This is a genomic window from Streptococcus parasanguinis, from assembly GCF_001578955.1.
Lineage (GTDB): Bacteria > Bacillota > Bacilli > Lactobacillales > Streptococcaceae > Streptococcus > Streptococcus parasanguinis_U.
On sequence record NZ_KQ969691.1, the window covers coordinates 152,241 to 153,895 of the forward strand.

Sequence of the window (1,655 nt, forward strand, 5' to 3'; positions counted from 1 at the left end):
TTTTTTACGAAACTGCGTCTACCGATTTCTGTCTCTCGGCGCAGGGGTTGATTGACGATACTTGAACCTTTCGGTTCTTCGTCCAGTCTATTCAACTGTGCGGGGGCAGGACTACGAAATCGAGACTGCGTCTACCGATTTCTGTCTCTTGGCGCAGTGGTTGATTGGAACTACTCCTACCTACGGTACTCGTACTTCCTATTCAACTGTGCGGGGGCAAAACTACGAAATCAAACTCTTCGAGTTACTGATTTCTGTCTCTTGGCGCAGTGGTTGATTGGAACTACTCCTACCTACGGTACTCGTACTTCCTATTCAACTGTGCGGGGGCAGGACTACGAAATTGAGACTGCGTCTACCGATTTCTGTCCTGCTCCCTATATTGCCCAATCTCCGTTGCGGAAGACTGGGACGCGGGTGCCGTCTTCTCGGATGCCGTCGATATCCATTTGGCTTGAGCCGATCATGAAGTCGACGTGAACATCTGAGCGGTTGAGGCCGGCTGCTTCGAGTTCTTCTTCTGTGAATTCTGCACCACCTTCTACGCTGGTTGCATAGGCTGCTCCGATGGCCAAGTGGTTAGAGGCATTTTCATCAAAGAGAGTGTTAAAGAAGGTGATGCCTGACTGTGAAATTGGGCTTGGGTCTGGTACGAGGGCACATTCACCCAAGGCACGCGCTCCCTTGTTTTTGAAGACCAAATCTTTCATGACTTGATCGCCTTTTTCAGCTGTGATATCCACAATTTCTCCATTTTCAAAGGTCACTTTGATGCCTTCGATGATGTTTCCATTGTAGCTAAGCGGTTTTGTAGAGGTGACATAGCCTTCTGCACGACGGAAGTCAGGAGCTGTGAAGACCTCTTCTGTCGGCATATTTGGCAAGAAACCTTCACCTTGGGCATTGATAGCTCCGGCAGATTCCCAGACGTGGTTCTTCGGCAAGCCAAGAGTCAAGTCCGTTCCAGGTGCTGTGTAATGAAGAGCTGAGAATTGTTCCTTATTTAGTGTATCTGCCTTGCTCTTGAGAATAGCTGCATGCTCTTCCCAAGCCTTGACGGGATCTTCCTCATACACTCGACAAGTCTTGAAGATTTGATCCCACAGGAGATCCACTGCTTCTTCATCGCTCGCCGCATTTGGGAAGACCTTTTTCGCCCATTCTAAACCTGCTGCAGCAGCAACTGTCCAGCTGACCTTGTTAGATTGAGTGGCGATGCGCATTGGTTTCATGGCCATGCCCAAAGCCTTAGCTGAGGCAGAAAGCTTCTCTGCATCAACACCATTTAAGGCACCTGGATCAGACGAGCGCACACCCAAGCGACTAGCCTTGTGGTCTAAGAGGTAGTTCATCTCTGCAATCTTGTAGTCAGGTACGTTGTCCAAGCGATCCATCGGTGCATGGAGGAATTTTTCACGGGTAGTAAAATCATCTGCCCATTGGATGATCACTTCATGTGCCCCCAAGGCATAGGCTTCCTTCACAATCAAGTGGGCCAATTCTCTTTGTTCCACATCGATGTTCAAGACCAAGGTATGGCCAGGTTGCACGTTGATACCGTTCGCAACCAATAATTTAGCGTATTTTTCGAGGTTTTCTTTAAAATTTGGTAAAACCATTGTTTTCTCCTTCATAAGTGAATGATCTCCTCCTAG

2 protein-coding genes are annotated in these 1,655 nt (G+C 48.3%); one reads left to right on the forward strand and one right to left on the reverse strand.

The genetic code is table 11. From position 1 onward, the window contains the following. The first annotated feature begins 61 nt into the window (after positions 1 to 61). Complete coding sequence (locus tag SPADD19_RS11750) at positions 62 to 277, forward strand: hypothetical protein (protein WP_128861613.1); 216 nt, start codon at positions 62 to 64, stop codon at positions 275 to 277. 100 nt (positions 278 to 377) lie between these two features. On the opposite strand, the gene SPADD19_RS07540 is transcribed toward SPADD19_RS11750, so the two are convergent. Beyond that, positions 378 to 1,619, reverse strand: a complete 1,242-nt coding sequence (locus SPADD19_RS07540; RefSeq protein WP_061455688.1) for an aminopeptidase — start codon at positions 1,617 to 1,619, stop codon at positions 378 to 380. Positions 1,620 to 1,655 lie beyond the last annotated feature (36 nt).